The sequence below is a fragment of the Parabacteroides sp. CAG:2 genome, assembly GCF_000436315.1.
Taxonomy (GTDB): Bacteria; Bacteroidota; Bacteroidia; order Bacteroidales; family Tannerellaceae; genus Parabacteroides; species Parabacteroides distasonis.
This window is the reverse complement of the sequence record NZ_FR885267.1, coordinates 68,817-86,985: the sequence shown is the minus strand read 5'-3', so window position 1 is coordinate 86,985 and position 18,169 is coordinate 68,817. Positions and strand designations below refer to the sequence as shown.

The window sequence follows — 18,169 nt, the reverse complement described above, 5'->3', positions numbered from 1 at the left end:
TAACCACGCGTAAACCGGCGTTTTGTAGGCGAAACCCCGCAGCCATACGTTCACCCCGTAATAAGCAAGCGGGATCGAGATAATAAAACAGACGAGCGTGATCCGGAGGAAAGACGAGTTCAGCATCCAAAGGATCTGCCGGACCGTGGACCCATGTACTTTCCGCACGGCTATCTCCTTTTCCCGTCCCTGTAGCTCAAAGATAACCAGTCCGAATACTCCCACGAGGGATAAAAAGACGGCCATCAGGCAAAGGGCGGTAATCAGCGTTCCCTGCCGCCCACTTTTACTGTAAAGCTCCTCCAGCGCCGTATCAAAGAAATGGATATCGGCCGGATAACCCGGGATCAATTCATCCGTTACCTTCCGGATATGCTCGATAGCCGTCCGGGGATTTCCGCCGGCGATCTTGACATAAGCGTATCTTTCCGGCACCGAACGGCGGTAATGATTCTTAGCCGAGGTCCAAAGCCCCATCGGGCGTAACTCTTTATACAGGGATTCATAATGGACATCCTCAAAGATACCGACAATCCGTACCGGTATATCATTATCCGTGATGCTTGTTCCTACCAAGTCCGATAGGTCGTCCGGTTTCTCGGGGGAAAGACCCGAGGCGATCTCCCTCGCTGCCGTCTCGCTAAGGAGGCAAACGGCCTGCGTGTTATCCGCCGCCTCATCCGTCGGCCGGAACTTCCTTCCGGCGATCATCTTTACATCCATTAGCTCCGGGAAATTGGCGGATACTCCCAGCCAGCTCATATAATAATGTTGGCCTTTGTAATTATACCCGATGAAAGAACGTGATTCGTCCGAGACAAATTTGAACTCGCTAAAGGAAACATCACGGATAGCGGGGCTTTCCAAGAGACGTGCCTTGAACAATTCGCCCTTTTTCAAGGCCGCCCCCATGCTTAGTCTTACCTCCAGTACGTTTTCTTTGTTAAATCCCAAGTCCACGTTCCCTATATATCTGTTTTGCAAGGAGACGAACAACGCTCCGACAATCAGCGTGATCGAGATAACGAACTGGAACCCTATAAGTAACTTGCGAGTGTTCTTGGCCCGGTCGCTAAGGGTAAAAGACTTGTTCAGCGCCATGACAGGAGGAAACGAGGTGATATAGAAAGCAGGATACAAACCGGCCAGTATACCGCCGCCTGCGACAAGGAAGAATGTGTACGCCGGAATCTTCCAGTTGGCATACAGATTCAACGGATGCCCCACCATATTCGTGACCCATTGCACGTTATTCAAAAATAACAGGAAAAGCAAGGCGAGGAAGAAGGCGACAACCGAGATTCCCAAGGACTCCAAGACCAGATACTTCCGTAGCGTGGCGTCCGAGCTTCCCAGCACTTTCTGGATGGTGATCGACTTGGTGCGTATCGGTGCCAAGGCTATCGACAGGTTGATATAATTGACCAAGGCGATACCTATGATCAGGATGGCGATAAAGAATAACATATTCGTCCGTAGCTTATTACCGATAGGAGCGGCGTCCGCTCGGACCGGCTGGCCGAAATAGAGATCTGACAAGGGCCGGAGGCGCATATCCTCGATCGTGAAACTTTTCAGGAAAGCCCGGCTATCGGCCATATAGGTCTCGGTAGTGACAGAGGCGGATTCCGGCGTCGACATCAGCAGATAACAATAGTAAAGGCCGGTATGCCAGTTTTCCATCATCTCTTTCTCCATGATCGGGATATACAGGGCATTCTTCACCCGGGTGTTTTCCGGGAAATCGCGAAAGACGCCTCCCACGATATATGCCGGCTCAAAACTAAGCCCATATATAATCGAGCCTTCGGCCCCGGCGAACTCCGACAGATAAACCGGCTTCCCGATAGGATTTTCCTCGCCGAAGAGTTTCCGGGCCATGCTCTCCGGGATCAGCGTCCCTTCCGGATGTTTCAGGCAATCCGTATCGCCGGCCACCAGCTCGAAGCCAAAGACCTTAGTATATCCCGGGGTGATCCGTTCCACCTGCTCCATATAGCTCCGTGCGTCGGGCCCTTCACTGGCTGATATCCCAAAACGTACGGAGGAGTAAACAAGGTTGTTTGTGATAGCGGCCGCTTCTATATAAGGGGAGGCGGCGATGAAACGCTCGAGTTGTGGACGTGCGAAATTAGCCTCCCATATCCCGTCATCCCGCTTGTTTTCTAACTGAAAAATCCTTTCCCTGTTCAAGAGGGAAGCGTCGAAGCTATATTCATGACCGACATGTATGCTTATCAGCATGAATAACAGGAAAGCGAAGCTAAGTCCTAAAAGATTAGTGACCGTCGCTAATTTATAATGTCTCAAGACATAAAGCAGGTTCTTGAATGTACTTTGCATGGTATAAGTTCTTTTAATTTTAAACCCTTTGATCTGGAAATACAAAGCAAAGCTATTCCTTTATTTACGTTCCTGTGTTATTTTTTTGACAAACGGTTACTTTCTGTTGATGAATTGTGATATTATCAATAATTTCCTTATTTTTGCCATCATACTTCAAAAAGAAACAAGCGCTATGTTACACAAAGGCTATCGGATGCTTTTCAACTGCCTGATGTTTTATCTCTAGCAGATACTCTCCCTATATAAACTCATGGGGGCGGGGATGCCCGTCCTGTGTAACAATAAAAAATAACCTTGATGAGGGCGGATAGATCCTACCTCTACGATAAAACATATAATTTTATGAATACAACCCATCACACATATTCATGCGTACATGATACCGTCTCTTCCGTAGGAGCGAACAATTTCGGGATGAACGACCGTATCAAACGTCTGCGTCGGCAGACCTTCGAGGCCCAACCTTCCCTCTCCATCGAGCGGGCCTTGATCGAGACCCGTTTCTATCAGGAGAATTACGGGAAGTATCCGATCCCTATCCTGCGTGCCCTGAACTTCTTGGAGATCTGCAAGCGGAAGACGATCTATATCGGCGAGGACGAGTTGATCGTCGGCGAGCGGGGGCCCCGCCCCAAGGCCGTGCCTACCTTCCCGGAACTTACCTGCCATAGCGTGGAGGACTTGCATATATTGAATACCCGGGAGCTGCAACGTTACACTATCTCCCAAGAAGATATCGATACCTACGAGCGGGAGGTGATCCCGTACTGGAAAGGCCGTACCCAGCGGGAACGCATCTTCAGCCACGTCCCCAAGGAATGGAAAGAGGCGTACGAGGTGGGTATGTTCACCGAGTTCATGGAGCAACGTGCCCCCGGGCATACCGCTTTGGACGGCAAGGTCTACCAATATGGCCTGCTGGACTTGAAGAAACGTATCGAGGGGGAACTAAGCGCCTTGGATTTCATGAACGACCCCGAGGCCACGGACAAGCAGGAGGAACTGACGGCCATGTCTATCTCCTGCGACGCCGCTATCCTGCTGGCCGAGCGACACGCGGACTTGGCTGACGAGATGTCTCTCACCGAGAAAGATCCCCGCCGTGCCGCCGAGCTGAGGAAGATCGCCGAGGTATGCCGCCGGGTTCCCGCCCACGCTCCCCGTATCTATTGGGAAGCGATCCAGATGTACTGGTTTGTCCACCTCGGTACGATCACGGAGCTGAATGGTTGGGATGCCATGAACCCCGGTCATTTCGACCAGCATCTGGCGCCTTTCTACGAGAAAGAAATCGCCGCCGGAACCTTGACCCGTGACGAGGCGAAAGAGTTGATGTCTTGCTTCTTCATCAAGGTAAACAATCATACCGCCCCGCCGAAAGTGGGTATCACGGCGAAGGAGAGCGGAACCTATAACGATTTCACGAACCTGAACATCGGCGGCATCCGGGCGGACGGTAGCGATGGCGTAAGCGAGGTCTCCTATATCATGTTGGAGACGATCGAGGAGCTGCATATCCTCCAGCCCGGCAGCGCCATCCACGTCAGTGCCCGTACGCCGGAGCGTTTCCTTCGTGCCGGGTGCAAGGTGATCCGCCAAGGCCATGGCTACCCGTCGGTATTCAACCCGGATGTGTACGTGCAGGAGTTGATGCGGCAAGGCAAGTCGCTGCGTGATGCCCGCGAGGGAGGTTGCAGCGGTTGCATCGAGGTGGGCGCTTTCGGGAAGGAGGCGTACGTGCTGACCGGTTACCTGAACGTGCCGAAGATATTGGAGGTGACGCTGCATAACGGCGTAGATCCGGTAAGCGGTCGCAAGGTCGGTCTGGAGACCGGCGATCCCCGTGGTTTCCGGACGTATGAGGAGCTTTATGCGGCGTTCATTCGCCAGATCCATTATTTCGTGGATATGAAGGTGCGGGTCAGCAACTATATCGACCGCATGTTCGCCAAGTACGCCCCCGCCACGTTCCTCTCCCTGTTTATCGATGATTGTATCGCGAAGGGTAAGGATTACTACAATTGCGGGCCTCGTTACAACACCACTTATATCCAGTGTACCGGATTAGGCACGATAACCGATAGCCTTTCCTCTTTGCGGAAACACGTCTTCGAGGATAAGACCTTCACGATGCAGGCCTTGTTGGACGCGATGGCGGATAATTTCGAGGGACATGAGCCGATGCGCCAAATGATCCTGAACCGTACGCCTTTCTTTGGCAACGATGATCCGTACGCCGACCAGATCGCCGTCCGTGTCTTCGACGATTTATATGACGCGATCGAGGGCAAGCCGAATACGAAAGGGGAGTGTTTCCATTTGAATATGTTATCCACCACTTGCCACGTCTACTTCGGCAAGGTGATGGGAGCCACCCCGAACGGCCGCTTGGCCGGGCGTGCGATCTCCGATGGTACCTCGCCCTCGCACGGAGCCGATACCCACGGGCCGTCCGCCGTTGTCAAGTCCCTCGGCAAGCTGGATCAGGTGAAGAGCGGCGGCACGCTGCTGAACCAACGCTTCCTGCCCAGCCTGCTCCAGAGGGAGGAGGATATCTCGAAGCTGGCCTCCTTGATCCGTAGCTACTTCGCCTTGGGTGGCCATCATATCCAATTCAATATCGTGGATACGGAAACGCTTTACGCCGCCCAGAAGTGTCCGGAGGACTACCGGGATCTGCTGGTCCGTGTAGCGGGCTATAGCGACTATTTCAACGATATGAACGCCGATTTGCAAGCGGACGTGATCGCACGTACGGAGCAAGAGACTTTCTGAGCCATGCTGTTATTCGATATCAAACGATACGCCATAAACGACGGGCCGGGCATCCGTATCACGATCTTCATGAAGGGATGCCCGCTTGCCTGCGTATGGTGCCATAACCCGGAAGGCATCTCGCCCCGGGCGGAGAAGCTGTATACGAGAAAGAAGTGCATAGGTTGCGGGGCCTGCGTGGATGTATGCCCCACCGGGGCGTTGACCTTGACGGAGGCGGGTATCGTCACGAATCGGTCTCTGTGCCGGACATGCGGTAGATGCGCCGAGGTTTGTCCCACCTTGGCGATGGAGATGTCCGGCCGTGAGTATTCTATCGACGAGGTCATGCGTGAGATCGAGAAAGAGACGGTCTTTATGGATCGCTCCGAGGGAGGCGTTACCTTCTGCGGGGGAGAGCCGTTGTCGCGTCCGTCGGATTTGGTTGCCCTGCTGGATCGTTGCGGAGCGTTGGGAATCCATCGTGCGGTGGATACGACCTTGTTCGCCTCGCCGGATACCGTCCGGAGCGTAATGGAGCGCACGGATCTTTTTCTGGTGGATTTAAAGCATATGGATTCCGGTAGCCATCGTCGTTTCACGGGTGTCCCGAACGAGCGTATCCTCTCCAATCTTCGGATGATCGCCGAGGCCGGGATGGACTTCCTCATTCGCATCCCCTTGATCGAGGGAGTCAATGCGGACGAGGAGAATATATCCCGTTCTGCCACCTTCCTAGCCTCCTTGCCGTGGGAGCGGAAAGTCGTTAATCTCCTCCCGTACCACGACATCGGAAAAGGTAAGCACGATAAGCGAGGAACCCTCTACAATCCCGGGCACCTTCCGCTATCCACCCCTTCCGAGGCAGTCCTGCAAAGGTGTATCGATCAATTCGCCTCCTGCGGGATAACCGCGTTGATCGGAGGATAATTAGAATAGGGGTGGGAACTGCTCGCCCTCATTTTACCATTTCTTCCGATACTCCGTAGGCGATATCCCGGCGTGTTGCTTGAAGTATTTACCGAAGAAGGATTGGTTGGCGAAGTTTAGCCGGTCTGATATCTCTTGGATGGAAAGGGTGGAGGAGGATAATAACGCCTTCGCCTCCAAGACAACGTAATTATCGATCCATTCCCCGGCTGTACGGTTGCTGACGTTCTTTACCAAAAGAGATAAATATTTGGGAGTCACACATAATTTTCCGGCGTAGAAAGCTACCGACCGTTCCTGCTTATGATGTAAGGCGAGCGTTTGTATGAACGCTGCGAACAACTCCTCTTGCCGGCTCTTCTTCACCTCGATCGGCATATGATTCTTAAACATGCCGTAAACCTCGTGGAATACCGCCAACAATAAGCTCTGGGCAATCTCTTTCCGGTAAGGATGCCCTTTCGCTTTCACTTTCTTCCAGAGAAAAGAATGATATTCCTTGATACAACCTATCTCCTCGGCATTCAACTCAGTGACCGGATGCTCCTTGATGTAGAAGAACGCCGGCAAGGTATTCTGTATATGAGGAATGATCTCCTCCATGAAATTCTTGGAGATGACGATGAAGATCCCGGCCACGTCCTCGCTACGTTCCACGTGTTGGATGATCTGATCAGGCAAGGACAATACGAGATGGTTTTCCCCTACGACATATTCCTCCATATTGATCCGTATACGCATGAAGCCTTTCGTGCAAAGCGCGAATACGACGGCGTCTATTCGCATCGGATGGTCGAGCGAGGGAATATCGTCGATGTTATCGAATATGGCGAAATCCTCGTCGATAAAGTCTATGCCGGGTACGTTCTCGATAAGAGAGATACAAGCTTGAGGTAGATCTGTTACGTTCATAATTTATTCTTGTTTGGGCGATAAAATTAGTGAAATAATAGAATAATCCAATTGAAATGTGTCAAATAGGACAATTTGGTTGCAAAACGGAACTTCTTTGGAGTGGATAAACTCATCATCTTCGCGGTATAATAAATCATAGGATATGAAAAGGATGAAAGGCATTGTTTATGGAGGATTATTATCCGTCGTGTTCGTGATGTCCGGATGCTCGGGCAGTCAAAAAGAGGGACGGGATAGCAAAGAGATCCCGGTGGAGATCGTGAAGATAGCGAAGACCGTTCCGGCGGATACAAGGAATTACGTGGGAACGGTAGAGGAGGTCGTATCCTCCTCGATTAGTTTTCAGGTGATGGGTAATGTAGAGCGAGTATTGGTGGGCGAGGGGCAGAAGGTCCGTGAGGGCCAACTACTAGCGGTGTTAGACAAGGCGACGCTGGAAAACGCCTATAATGCCTCGGCCGCTTCCTTGCGACAAGCGGAGGATGCCTATGCCCGCATGAGAACCTTGCACGAGAATAAGAGCCTGCCGGATATGAAATGGGTAGAGGTGGAGAGCAAATTGGAACAGGCCCGTTCCATGGAGCGAATCTCGAGGAAAAACCTTGAGGACCGGAACCTGTATGCCCCGTTCGGCGGCGTTATCGGCAAGCGCATGGTTGAGGCGGGAGAGAACGTGCAGCCCGGGCAACCGGTTTTCTCCTTGTTAAGGATAGAGACGGTAAACGTGAAGATCGCCGTCCCGGAGAATGAGGTCGCCACGCTCGGCGATCAAGCCGCTATGATAAAGGTAGCCGCTCTGGGCGGACAATGTTTTGAGGGGAAAGTGACGGAGAAAGGCATCGTGGCCAACCCTATCTCCCATACTTACGAGGCGAAGATCCGGCTGGAGAACCCGTCCGGCGCTTTGTTGCCCGGCATGGTTTGCGATGTACGCCTGTCGGGAGAGGAATCCGTGCCGGCTATCGCCTTGCCGAACAACGCCGTGTTGATAGCGAACGACGGGGGGCGTTTCGTCTGGAAGGTCGTAGACGGAGAGGCGAAAGCTACGCCCGTACGGACGGGCGACTTGACGGAGCAGGGCTTGTTTATTCTGGAAGGGTTGAACGAGGGGGATATCGTCGTGATAGGCGGTTACCAGAAAATCAGTGAGGGCATGAGAGTGCGTGCGTTATGAGAGAACGTAAAAACGGAGTGATCGAATGGACCATGCGTCATTACCAGATCACGTTGCTGGTGATTACCGTGCTGGTCGGGTTGGGTATTTTGGGCTTGGTGGACATGCCGAAACAGGAATTCCCGGAGTTCACCATCCGCCAAGGCGTGGTCGTGGGTGTTTACCCCGGGGCGACTTCCGGAGAGGTGGAGGAGCAGTTGGCCAAGCCTTTGGAGAGATACCTGTTTACCTTCAAGGAGGTAAAGAAGAAAAAGACGTACTCCATGTCAAGGGATGGAATGGTGTACATGATGGTGGAGCTGAACGACGACGTGAACAATAAAGACGAGGTCTGGTCGAAGATCAAGCTCGGCTTGCAGAACTTCAAGTCGCAACTGCCCTCGGGCGTACTCGCCGTCATCGCGAATGATGATTTCGGCGATACTTCCGCCTTATTGATCACCTTGGAATCGGAAGACAAGACCTACCGGGAATTGCAGCGATACATGGAGACGCTGGAAGACCGCCTGCGCCGGATCGAGTCCGTATCCAACCTGCGCCGTTACGGGGTACAAAACGAGCAGATCTCGGTCTACTTGGATCCAGACAAGCTAGCCGCTTACGGCCTAGATACCCGTATGCTGATGACAACCTTGTTCACCCAAGGCTTTACCACCGCCTCCGGCTCCTTGGAGAATGGCGGCTTGGACATTCCCATCCACCTTTCCGTGACCTATCCCTCGGAGCGGGAAGTAGGCGAGCAGATCCTGCTGGCCGATGCCGACGGGCATATGATCCGCTTGAAAGACGTGGCCCGTATCGTACGGGAATATCCCGAGCCGGATAGCTATATAACGAACAACGGCAAGAAAGCGATCATCCTTTCCATGGAGATGCGTGAGGGCCATAATATCGTACGATACGGAAAGGAGGTAGACGAGGTATTGCACGCTTTCGAGCGGGATCTTCCCGAGAGTGTCTCGATCCGCCGGATCGCCGACCAGCCGAAGGTGGTGGGAGACTCGGTAAGTTCCTTCGTGCGGGATTTGTTCGTGTCCATCGTGGTCGTGATCTTGGTGATGATGGTATTGTTCCCGTTCCGCTCGGCATTGGTGGCGGCTACCTCCATCCCGATCAGTGTCTTTATCTCGATCGGTGTCATGTACGCTTGCGGCATCCCGCTGAATACGGTGACGCTGGCCGCCTTGATCGTGGTATTGGGCATGATCGTGGATAACTCCATCATCGTGATAGACGCCTATCTGGAATATCTGGACAAGGGCTATTCCCGTTGGTACGCCGCCGTCTATAGCGCCAAGAACTATTTCAGCTCGATCTTGTTGGCTACGCTGTGTATCTGCGTGATCTTTTTCCCGTTGCTTTTCACGATGACGGGGCAGATGTTGGATTTCGTGACCTTCTTCCCTTGGACGCTTTCCATCTCCCTCATGGTGTCGCTGGCGGTGGCGATGGTCTTTATCCCGCTGCTGGAGCGGGTCTTGATCAAGAAGGGATTGAAGTCCGGGCGGGAGAATACGGGCAAGAAGAGGTTCAATCTGCTGGATACCGTACAGGCCGTCTATACGAGGGCACTGACGTGGACTTTCCGTTTCCCGAAAACCACGATCGGTCTGGGCGTCTTGACGGTTGCCTTGGCGATCCTGATGATCACCCAACTGAGCCAGCGTATGATGCCGATAGCCGACCGGGATCAGTTCGCCGTCGAGATCTATCTCCCGCAGGGAACCTCGCTGGACCGTACCGCCGCCGTGAGCGATAGCCTCTATAAGCTGTTGTCGGAAGATGAGCGCATCCTGTCCGTCACCTCCTTTATCGGAACTTCCTCGCCCCGTTTCCAAGCTACCTACGCCCCGAACTTGGCCGGGAAGAATTACGCCCAGTTCATTGTCAACACCGCCTCGATAGAGGCCACCCGTAGCGTGTTGGATGATTATACGGACCGGTACGCCGATTATTTCCCCGACGCCTACGTGAAGTTTAAGCAACTGGATTACCAAAACGTATCCTCTCCTTTAGAGATCCGTTTCATGGGAGACGATATCGCCCGGTTGAAGCAGGCTGGGGATTCCTTGATGGCCGTGTTGCGTGAGATGGACGGCTTGGTCTGGGTACACACCAATTACGAGGAGGCCTTACCCGACGTACGGGTTCGATTGGACCCAGTGGAAGCCTCCCGCCTCGGGATCACGAAGGCGATGGCCTCGGCCGATCTGGCGATCCGTTACGACGGCCTCTCGGTTGGCTCCCTCTGGGAAGGCGATTACGCTTTGCCGATCCAGCTGAGATCCGATAAGAAAGGGGAGGGTGACGCGTTCGATAAGGTCGGCGACCAGTATCTTCCCACCATCGTCCCCGGCGTGAGCGTCCCGCTCCGGCAAGTCTCCACGATCGAGGGAGGCTGGAATGAGGGGCAGATCGTCCGTCGCAACGGCGTGCGTACCTTGAGCGTCTTCGCCGAGGTAACCCGGGGGACCAACCAGAACGCTATGCAGAAACGGATCGAGCGAGTCATGGAAAGCCGTATTATCCCGACCTTGCCCGAGGGCGTGACGTACGAGTACGGTGGAGCCAAGGAGCTGGATTTCGAGACGATGAACCCGCTGATGCAGGGCTTGGCGATCGCCGTGATCATTGTTTTCTTCTTCCTGTTGGTCAATTTCAAGAAGATCGGCTTGGCGTTGGCGGCCCTGTCCTCGTTGCTGCTCACCTTGTTCGGGGCGGCGCTGGGCTTGTGGGCGTTCCATATCGATTTCAGCTTGACGTGCGTCTTGGGCGTTATTAGCTTGATCGGTATCGTGGTGCGAAACGCTATCTTGATATTCGAGCATGCGCAAGACCTGCGGCTCCATAAGCATTATAGCCCGAGGGATGCCGCCTTCGACGCCGGCCGGCGACGCATGCTCCCGATCTTCCTGACCTCGGCTACAACGGCCGTGGGCGTGGTGCCCATGATCATCAGCGGCAGTTCCCTTTGGATGCCGATGGGTGTGGTGATCTGCTCGGGAACGGTCTTCTCGATGATCTTGGCGGTCATCATCCTGCCTGTTTTCTATTGGAAGATATTCGGGAATAAATGAATGATACGGATGTGGATTAGGATATAATATAGGAATGAATATATGCGGAAAAAAGAGATGATAAAAAGATGGATATATGGCATTGTCGGTTCCCTCGTCTTATGCGTGGGGACCGTGAGCGCCCAGCGGACATTATCGCTGGAAGAATGCCGGGAAATGGCTTTGGAGAATAACGCGAAGATGAAGAACGCCCGTTTGGACGTAGAAGAGGCGAGGGAAGGAAAAAAGGAGGCCTTTACGAAATACTTCCCGAATGTCAGCGCCGTGGGAACGGCATTCAAGGCGAACCACGGGATGATGGATATGAGCGTGATACCGGGCCTTCTCGAGTTGTCGATGATGGATGACGGCTTGCTGGGTGGGGTGACCGCTATCCAGCCCGTGTTCGCCGGCGGACAGATCGTGAACGGCAATAAGCTGGCCGACTTGGCGCTCGAGGTGAGCCGTTACCAGATGCGCCAATCCGAGGATGAGGTAGCCCTGACGGTGGAGCGGTATTACTGGCAATGGATCTCCCTTCACGAGAAATTAAGGACGATCGAGATCGTGGAATCCTTGGTGGGGAGTCTTTATAAGGATGTGGAGGTAGCGGTCGGCGCCGGCGTGACGACTCGTAATGACCTACTGCAAGTCCAGTTGAAAAAGAACGGCGTGGCGAGCGACCGCCTGCGGGTGGAGAACGGCTTGCGCCTTTCCAAGATGGTGCTGGCTCAATATATCGGTATCGGGGAAGATGATTTCGAGATCGATTTCACGCTGCCCGCCGAGGTGCCCTCCCCGGAGCTTTACCGGGTGAGCCATGAGGAGGCGCTCCCTACGACACTCTCTTATAAATTGCTGGAGAAGAACGTGGAGGCCGCCCGTCTTCAACAAAAGCTGAAGGTTGGGCAATACTTGCCCACCGTGGGGATCGGAGCCGGGTATATGTATCACAACTTACTGGATAAGGACCGTCCGTTCGGCATGGTTTTCGCTACCGTAGCGATTCCGATCAGTGATTGGTGGGGCGGCTCGCACGCCATCCGGAAGCAAAAGCTTCAGGTGAAGGCGGCCGAGTATTCCCGCCAAAACGCCAATGAGCTTCTGTTGGTGCAAATGCGGAAGCTTTGGAACGAGCTGGAGGAATCTTATAAGCAAGTCAAGCTCTCGGAGGAGTCCATAGCGACGGCCGAGGAGAATGTCCGCCTTAATACGGACTATTATAAGGCGGGCACGGTAACGCTGAGCGATCTTCTGGACGCCCAATCGCTCCTCCAGCAAAGCCGTGACCAGTATACGGGCGATTATACGGCTTATTTGATCAAACGTACGGAATATTTACAGGCGACAGGGCGTTAATTTATTTTTTTTCCATATATTTGCTTATTAACAAATAATAAAACGAGAAGTGATGATGAGCTACGCCAATTATCTTTACATAGCGATCCGTGCCGCGGTAGACGCAGGCAAGTCGATCATGGATATTTATAACGACCCCGAATCAGACTTCGGGATAGAGAGAAAAGCAGACAACTCGCCGTTGACAAAGGCGGATAAGGCGGCCCATCGATTGATAACAAACGCTTTGTCCGTTACCCCGTTTCCGGTCTTAAGCGAGGAAGGAAAGGAGATCCCGTTCAAGGAGCGCTCCAAATGGGAGACGCTGTGGATCGTGGACCCGCTGGACGGTACCAAAGAGTTTATCAAGAAAAACGGCGAGTTTACCGTGAATATCGCCTTGGTGGAGAAAGGTGTGCCCGTGTTGGGCGTCATTTATGTGCCCGTCCGGAAGGAGTTGTATTTCGCCTCCTCCTCTGTGGGTGCTTATAAGTTTACGGGAATCGATAGCAGTAGCCAGCCCTCGATGGACGAGATGAAGCAGGGGGCGATACATTTGCCGATGGCGCTGGCGCATCAGGGAATCGTGGTAGTGGCATCCCGGTCTCACCAAACGGAGGAGACCACCGCTTTCATCGATAATCTCCGCAAGCAGGGAAAGCCCGTTACGTTGATCAGTAGCGGCAGCAGCCTGAAGATTTGTCTGGTAGCGGAAGGCTCGGCCGATATCTATCCCCGTTTCGCCCCGACGATGGAGTGGGATACCGCCGCCGGCCACGCCATCGCCAAGTCTGCCGGTTGCGACATATATCATATCGACGGCAAGACCCCGCTTCGCTATAACAAGGAAGATTTGCATAATCCGTGGTTTATCGTGAAGTGAGGGGGATGTGTATTTTAAGTTACTGTCAGCGGTGGGAGACGGAGCATGCTCCGTCTCTACAAGCCGTACAATGCATTCTTGTTTATTTGGTTATGAACGAAATTTAGAAGACTACCTTGTAAGAATATAAGTTGGCCCAGAATCAATCATTATTGGTCTATATCCCATATAATCCTAAAAATAGGTTAGCGAAAGGAGTGCGCACTTGAGTATTCTTATTATTTTTGCGCTCTTAAAAGTAAATACATGAATTTTGATATAGTGTTTGTGTTGCTGGCCCTGATCGGCATGATCGCAGCCTTGGTATGGGATAAGATGCGGCCGGGAATGGTTCTTCTGACAGTGGTCGTGTTTTTTCTCTGCGTAGGCATTCTTACTCCCAAGGAGATGCTGGAGGGCTTTAGCAATAAAGGGATGATAACCGTAGCCATGCTCTTCCTTGTCAGTGAGGGAGTGCGGCAGAGCGGGGCTTTAGGCCAATTGATCAAGAAACTGCTTCCCGAGGGGAAGACCACCGTCTTCAAGGCGCAGGCGAGGATGCTCCCGCCCGTGGCTTTCGTGTCGGCGTTCCTGAATAATACGCCGGTGGTGGTTATTTTTGCCCCGATCATCAAGCGATGGGCGGAGGCGGTGAGGCTTCCGGCCACGAAATTCTTGATCCCTCTCTCGTATGTCACGATATTGGGCGGTATATGTACCTTGATCGGTACTTCTACGAATCTGGTGGTGCACGGCATGATTCTGGAGGCGGGATATGAGGGCTTTACGATGTTTGAGCTGGGGAAAGTCGGTATTTTTATCGCTATCGCCGGTATTTTATATTTGTTCGCTTTCTCGAATAAACTGCTTCCGGACTCGAGGACGGATACGGTATCCGAAGACGGGGAGGATGAGAATCCCGGGAATTTCCACCGGGTGGAGGCCGTGCTGGGCGCACGCTTCCCGGGTATCAACAAGACCTTGGGAGAGTTTAACTTTACCCGCCATTACGGGGCGATCGTGAAAGAGGTGAAAAGCGGCGGACAGCGTTTTACCCGTAATCTGGATACGGTGGTGTTGCATGAGGGCGATACCTTGGTGTTGTGGGCGGACGATTCTTTTATCCCTACATGGGGTGAGTCTAGTGTCTTCTTGATGTTGGCGAATGGTAATGAGGCAACGGAGCCGGTATCGAGGAAGAAACGTTGGCTGGCTTTAGGACTGTTGATCTTTATGATTACGGGGGCGACGGTAGGAGAGTTGCCAGTCGTGAAAGAGGCCGTTCCAAGTATGCGCTTGGATATGTTCTTCTTTGTCTGCATTACGACAATCATCATGGCGTGGACTAAGATCTTCCCGCCGAAGAAATACACGAAATACATCTCTTGGGATATCTTGATAACGATCGCTTGTGCCTTCGCTATCAGCAAGGCCATGGAGAATTCCGGCTTTGCCTCCATGATAGCCCGCCATATAATTAGTATGGCCGACGATTTAGGACCGTATGCGTTGCTGGCGATTATATTTATTATTACCAATATATTTACGGAGTTGATCACGAACAACGCCGCGGCGGCATTGAGTTTCCCGATCGCCTTGTCGGTGGCTACGCAATTAGGCGTTGATCCGACCCCATTCTTTGTCGTGATCTGTATGGCGGCGTCGGCTAGTTTCAGTACGCCGATCGGCTACCAGACCAACCTGATCGTACAAGGCGTGGGAGGCTATAAGTTCACGGATTTCGTGAAGGTGGGCCTGCCCTTGAACTTGATCACGTTCTTGATCTCCGTGTTTGTAATACCTATGATATGGAAGTTTTAGAAAATAATATCTATCCGATTTTCGACCGTATGCTGGGTCGTGAGGATAAAGAGGCGCTTCTGGGGCAAAGGGGAGTGATGGTGTGGTTCACGGGTTTGAGTGGCTCGGGGAAAAGCACGATCGCTATCGCCTTGGAGCGTGAGTTGCATAAACGGGGATTGCTTTGCCGCATCCTCGACGGGGATAATATCCGTAGTGGTATCAACAATAATCTCGGGTTCTCGCCGGAGGACCGGGTGGAGAATATACGCCGGATCGCCGAGGTGGGTAAACTGTTTGTCGATACGGGTGTTATAACCATAGCGGCTTTTATCAGCCCGAACAACGAGTTGAGAGAGATGGCGTCCGCTATCATCGGTAAAGCGGATTTCTTGGAGGTTTACGTAAGTACGCCGCTCGCCGAGTGCGAACGCCGTGACGTGAAAGGCCTGTATGCCAAGGCCCGGAAAGGCGAGATCAAGGAGTTTACCGGGGTTTCCGCCCCGTTCGAGGCGCCGGAGCGTCCGGACCTGTCCTTGGATACCTCCGTATTGAGCGTGGAGCAATCCGTGAGCCGGTTGTTGGAGTTGATCATACCGAAAGTAGAAATTAAACACTGAAAAAAGATATGTCTGATTACAAGTTAAGTCATTTACAGGAGCTGGAGGCCGAGTCTATCCACATCATCCGTGAGGTAGCCGCCGAGTTCGAGAATCCTGTTATGCTTTATTCCATCGGGAAGGATTCTTCCGTGATGGTCCGTCTGGCCGAGAAGGCTTTCGCTCCGGGTAAGGTTCCTTTCCCGTTGATGCACATCGATTCGAAATGGAAGTTTAAGGAGATGATAGAGTTCCGTGATTCTTACGCGAAGAAATTCGGCTGGAACTTGATCGTGGAGTCTAATATGGAGGCTTTCCACGCGGGCGTGGGCCCGTTCACGCATGGAAGCAAGGTGCATACGGACTTGATGAAGACGCAGGCCTTGCTTCATGCCTTGGATAAATATAAGTTCGACGCCGCTTTCGGCGGCGCCCGCCGTGACGAGGAGAAGAGCCGTGCGAAGGAACGTATCTTCTCGTTCCGCGATAAGTTCCATCAATGGGACCCGAAGAACCAGCGCCCGGAGTTGTGGGATATCTATAACGCCCGTGTGCATAAGGGCGAGAGCATCCGTGTATTTCCGCTATCGAACTGGACGGAGCTGGATATCTGGCAATATATCCGTCTGGAGAATATCCCGATCGTTCCCTTGTATTTCGCCAAGGAGCGTCCGTGCGTGGAGATCGACGGTAATTTGATCATGGCGGACGACGACCGCTTGCCGGAGCAATACCGGGACCAGATCCGTATGCGTATGGTCCGTTTCCGTACGTTGGGCTGCTGGCCGCTGACCGGCGCCGTGGAGAGCGAGGCGGATACGATCGAGAAAATCGTGGAGGAGATGATGACCACGACGAAGAGCGAGCGTACGACCCGTGTGATCGACTTCGATCAAGACGCTAGTATGGAGCAGAAGAAACGGGAAGGGTATTTTTAACACAGAAGAGACATGGCAGATACAAAATTAAATATAAAGGAATTCCTAGATAAGGACGAGCAGAAGGACCTGCTGAGATTCTTGACCGCCGGCTCGGTGGATGATGGCAAATCGACCTTGATAGGCCGATTGCTGTTTGATAGTAAGAAAATATACGAGGATCAGTTGGATGCCTTGGAGCGTGACAGCAAGCGTATGGGCAACGCCGGCGAGCATATCGACTACGCTTTGTTGCTGGATGGCTTGAAGGCCGAGCGTGAGCAAGGTATCACGATCGATGTGGCTTACCGTTATTTCAGCACGAACAACCGTAAGTTCATCATCGCCGACACCCCGGGGCACGAGCAGTACACCCGGAATATGATCACGGGTGGTTCCACGGCGAATCTGGCGATCATCTTGGTGGATGCCCGCACGGGCGTGATCACGCAAACCTGCCGTCACACCTATCTGGTATCTTTGCTGGGGATCAAGCATGTGGTACTGGCCGTGAATAAGATGGACTTGGTGGACTTCGACAAGGATACGTTCGACCGGATCGTGGCGGATTATAAACGTTTCGTGGAGCCGCTGGATATCCCGGATATCACGTATATCCCCTTGTCGGCCTTGGATGGCGATAACGTGGTGGAGAAGAGTGATCGCACGCCTTGGTACGAGGGTACGTCTTTATTGGATTATCTGGAGAACGTGCCTATCGACTTGGATCGTAACTACGAGGACTTCCGTTATCCGGTGCAATACGTGTTGCGCCCGAATCTGGATTTCCGTGGGTTTAGCGGCAAGGTGGCCAGCGGTATCGTGCGTAAGGGAGATACGGTGATGGCGTTGCCTTCCGGGAAGACCTCGAAGGTAAAGAGCATCGTCACCTACGAGGGTGAGTTGGAGCAGGCTTTCCCTCCTCAATGTATTACGATCACCTTGGAGGACGAGATCGATATCTCCCGTGGGGAGATGCTGGTGCACCCGGATAACTTGCCGATCTGCGACCGTAATTTCGAGGCCATGCTGGTGTGGATGGATGAGGAAGCCATGGACGTGAACAAGCAGTTCTACATCAAGCAGACCACTCATACGACACGTGCCCGTGTGGATAGTATCCGCTATAAGGTGAACGTGAACACGATGGAGCAGTCTTCCGTGGATCATCTGGAGCTGAACGAGATCGGCCGTGTGGTATTTACTACCGGCAAGGAGTTGTTCTTCGATCCGTATAGGAGGAATAAGCAGACCGGCTCGTTTATCTTGATCGATCCGATTACGAATAATACGTCCGCCGTGGGTATGATCATCGACCGTGTGGACGCTAAAGATATGGTGACGGAAGACGCTTTGGCTACCTTGAACCTCCCGGAGATGGGAATCGGAGAGGAGCACTATGAGGCGATCCGTAAGGTTTGTGAGGAGTTGGGCCGGCAGGGCGTATCTGTGAAATGTATAACGGAAAAACGATAGGA

12 protein-coding genes are annotated in these 18,169 nt (G+C 52.9%); 10 read left to right on the top strand and 2 right to left on the bottom strand.

What is annotated here, in order from left to right:
• Positions 1-2,343, bottom strand: a 2,343-nt coding sequence (locus tag QVP94_RS03490; RefSeq protein ID WP_288213166.1) for an ABC transporter permease, incomplete at its 3' end; no start/stop codon positions are given.
• A 345-nt stretch (positions 2,344-2,688) separates the two neighbouring features.
• Here QVP94_RS03490 and hypD point away from each other — a divergent pair.
• Positions 2,689-5,121, top strand: a complete 2,433-nt coding sequence (hypD, locus tag QVP94_RS03485; protein ID WP_022191978.1) for a trans-4-hydroxy-L-proline dehydratase — start codon at positions 2,689-2,691, stop codon at positions 5,119-5,121.
• 3 nt (positions 5,122-5,124) lie between these two features.
• Complete coding sequence (locus tag QVP94_RS03480) at positions 5,125-6,030, top strand: glycyl-radical enzyme activating protein (RefSeq protein WP_022191977.1); 906 nt, start codon at positions 5,125-5,127, stop codon at positions 6,028-6,030.
• A gap of 33 nt (positions 6,031-6,063) precedes the next feature.
• Here QVP94_RS03480 and QVP94_RS03475 read toward each other — a convergent pair whose 3' ends face one another.
• Entirely contained in the window at positions 6,064-6,942 is an 879-nt protein-coding gene (locus QVP94_RS03475) for a helix-turn-helix domain-containing protein (RefSeq protein ID WP_022191976.1), read from the bottom strand.
• Positions 6,943-7,087: 145 nt separating this feature from the next.
• On the opposite strand from QVP94_RS03475, the gene QVP94_RS03470 reads away from it, so the two are divergent.
• The 8 genes from QVP94_RS03470 to cysN all read left to right on the top strand — a co-directional run bounded on the left by QVP94_RS03470 (position 7,088) and on the right by cysN (position 18,167).
• The gene (locus QVP94_RS03470; protein ID WP_022191975.1) at positions 7,088-8,119 is read left to right on the top strand and encodes an efflux RND transporter periplasmic adaptor subunit; all 1,032 of its coding nucleotides are present in this window, start codon (positions 7,088-7,090) and stop codon (positions 8,117-8,119) included.
• On the top strand, positions 8,116-11,196 hold the full coding sequence (locus QVP94_RS03465) for an efflux RND transporter permease subunit (protein ID WP_022191974.1): 3,081 nt from the start codon (positions 8,116-8,118) through the stop codon (positions 11,194-11,196). The genes QVP94_RS03470 and QVP94_RS03465 overlap by 4 nt, the downstream gene beginning before the upstream one ends.
• Positions 11,197-11,238: 42 nt before the next feature.
• Positions 11,239-12,534 (top strand): TolC family protein, encoded by a 1,296-nt coding sequence (locus tag QVP94_RS03460; protein WP_008772350.1) that lies wholly within the window; start codon positions 11,239-11,241, stop codon positions 12,532-12,534.
• 52 nt (positions 12,535-12,586) lie between these two features.
• Positions 12,587-13,396: a 3'(2'),5'-bisphosphate nucleotidase CysQ gene (cysQ, locus tag QVP94_RS03455; RefSeq protein WP_005862794.1), complete on the top strand. Its 810-nt coding sequence runs from the start codon at positions 12,587-12,589 to the stop codon at positions 13,394-13,396.
• 246 nt (positions 13,397-13,642) lie between these two features.
• Complete coding sequence (locus QVP94_RS03450; RefSeq protein ID WP_005862792.1) at positions 13,643-15,196, top strand: SLC13 family permease; 1,554 nt, start codon at positions 13,643-13,645, stop codon at positions 15,194-15,196.
• Positions 15,184-15,795: an adenylyl-sulfate kinase gene (gene cysC / locus QVP94_RS03445; protein ID WP_005862790.1), complete on the top strand. Its 612-nt coding sequence runs from the start codon at positions 15,184-15,186 to the stop codon at positions 15,793-15,795. Before QVP94_RS03450 ends, cysC begins: the two co-directional genes overlap by 13 nt.
• A gap of 8 nt (positions 15,796-15,803) precedes the next feature.
• The gene (gene cysD, locus QVP94_RS03440; RefSeq protein ID WP_005857432.1) at positions 15,804-16,712 is read left to right on the top strand and encodes a sulfate adenylyltransferase subunit CysD; all 909 of its coding nucleotides are present in this window, start codon (positions 15,804-15,806) and stop codon (positions 16,710-16,712) included.
• A gap of 12 nt (positions 16,713-16,724) precedes the next feature.
• On the top strand, positions 16,725-18,167 hold the full coding sequence (cysN, locus tag QVP94_RS03435) for a sulfate adenylyltransferase subunit CysN (RefSeq protein ID WP_008772343.1): 1,443 nt from the start codon (positions 16,725-16,727) through the stop codon (positions 18,165-18,167).
• Positions 18,168-18,169: the final 2 nt, after the last annotated feature.

Excerpts from the sequence above, each read along its gene's own strand:
- QVP94_RS03450 (WP_005862792.1), top strand. The coding sequence starts at position 13,643 with ATGAATTTTGATATAGTGTTTGTGTTGCTGGCCCTGATCGGCATGATC.
- cysD (WP_005857432.1), top strand. The coding sequence starts at position 15,804 with ATGTCTGATTACAAGTTAAGTCATTTACAGGAGCTGGAGGCCGAGTCT.
- QVP94_RS03475 (WP_022191976.1), bottom strand. The coding sequence starts at position 6,942 with ATGAACGTAACAGATCTACCTCAAGCTTGTATCTCTCTTATCGAGAAC.
- cysC (WP_005862790.1), top strand. The coding sequence starts at position 15,184 with ATGGAAGTTTTAGAAAATAATATCTATCCGATTTTCGACCGTATGCTG.
- hypD (WP_022191978.1), top strand. The coding sequence starts at position 2,689 with ATGAATACAACCCATCACACATATTCATGCGTACATGATACCGTCTCT.
- cysN (WP_008772343.1), top strand. The coding sequence starts at position 16,725 with ATGGCAGATACAAAATTAAATATAAAGGAATTCCTAGATAAGGACGAG.
- cysQ (WP_005862794.1), top strand. The coding sequence starts at position 12,587 with ATGATGAGCTACGCCAATTATCTTTACATAGCGATCCGTGCCGCGGTA.
- QVP94_RS03460 (WP_008772350.1), top strand. The coding sequence starts at position 11,239 with ATGCGGAAAAAAGAGATGATAAAAAGATGGATATATGGCATTGTCGGT.
- QVP94_RS03470 (WP_022191975.1), top strand. The coding sequence starts at position 7,088 with ATGAAAAGGATGAAAGGCATTGTTTATGGAGGATTATTATCCGTCGTG.
- QVP94_RS03465 (WP_022191974.1), top strand. The coding sequence starts at position 8,116 with ATGAGAGAACGTAAAAACGGAGTGATCGAATGGACCATGCGTCATTAC.
- QVP94_RS03480 (WP_022191977.1), top strand. The coding sequence starts at position 5,125 with ATGCTGTTATTCGATATCAAACGATACGCCATAAACGACGGGCCGGGC.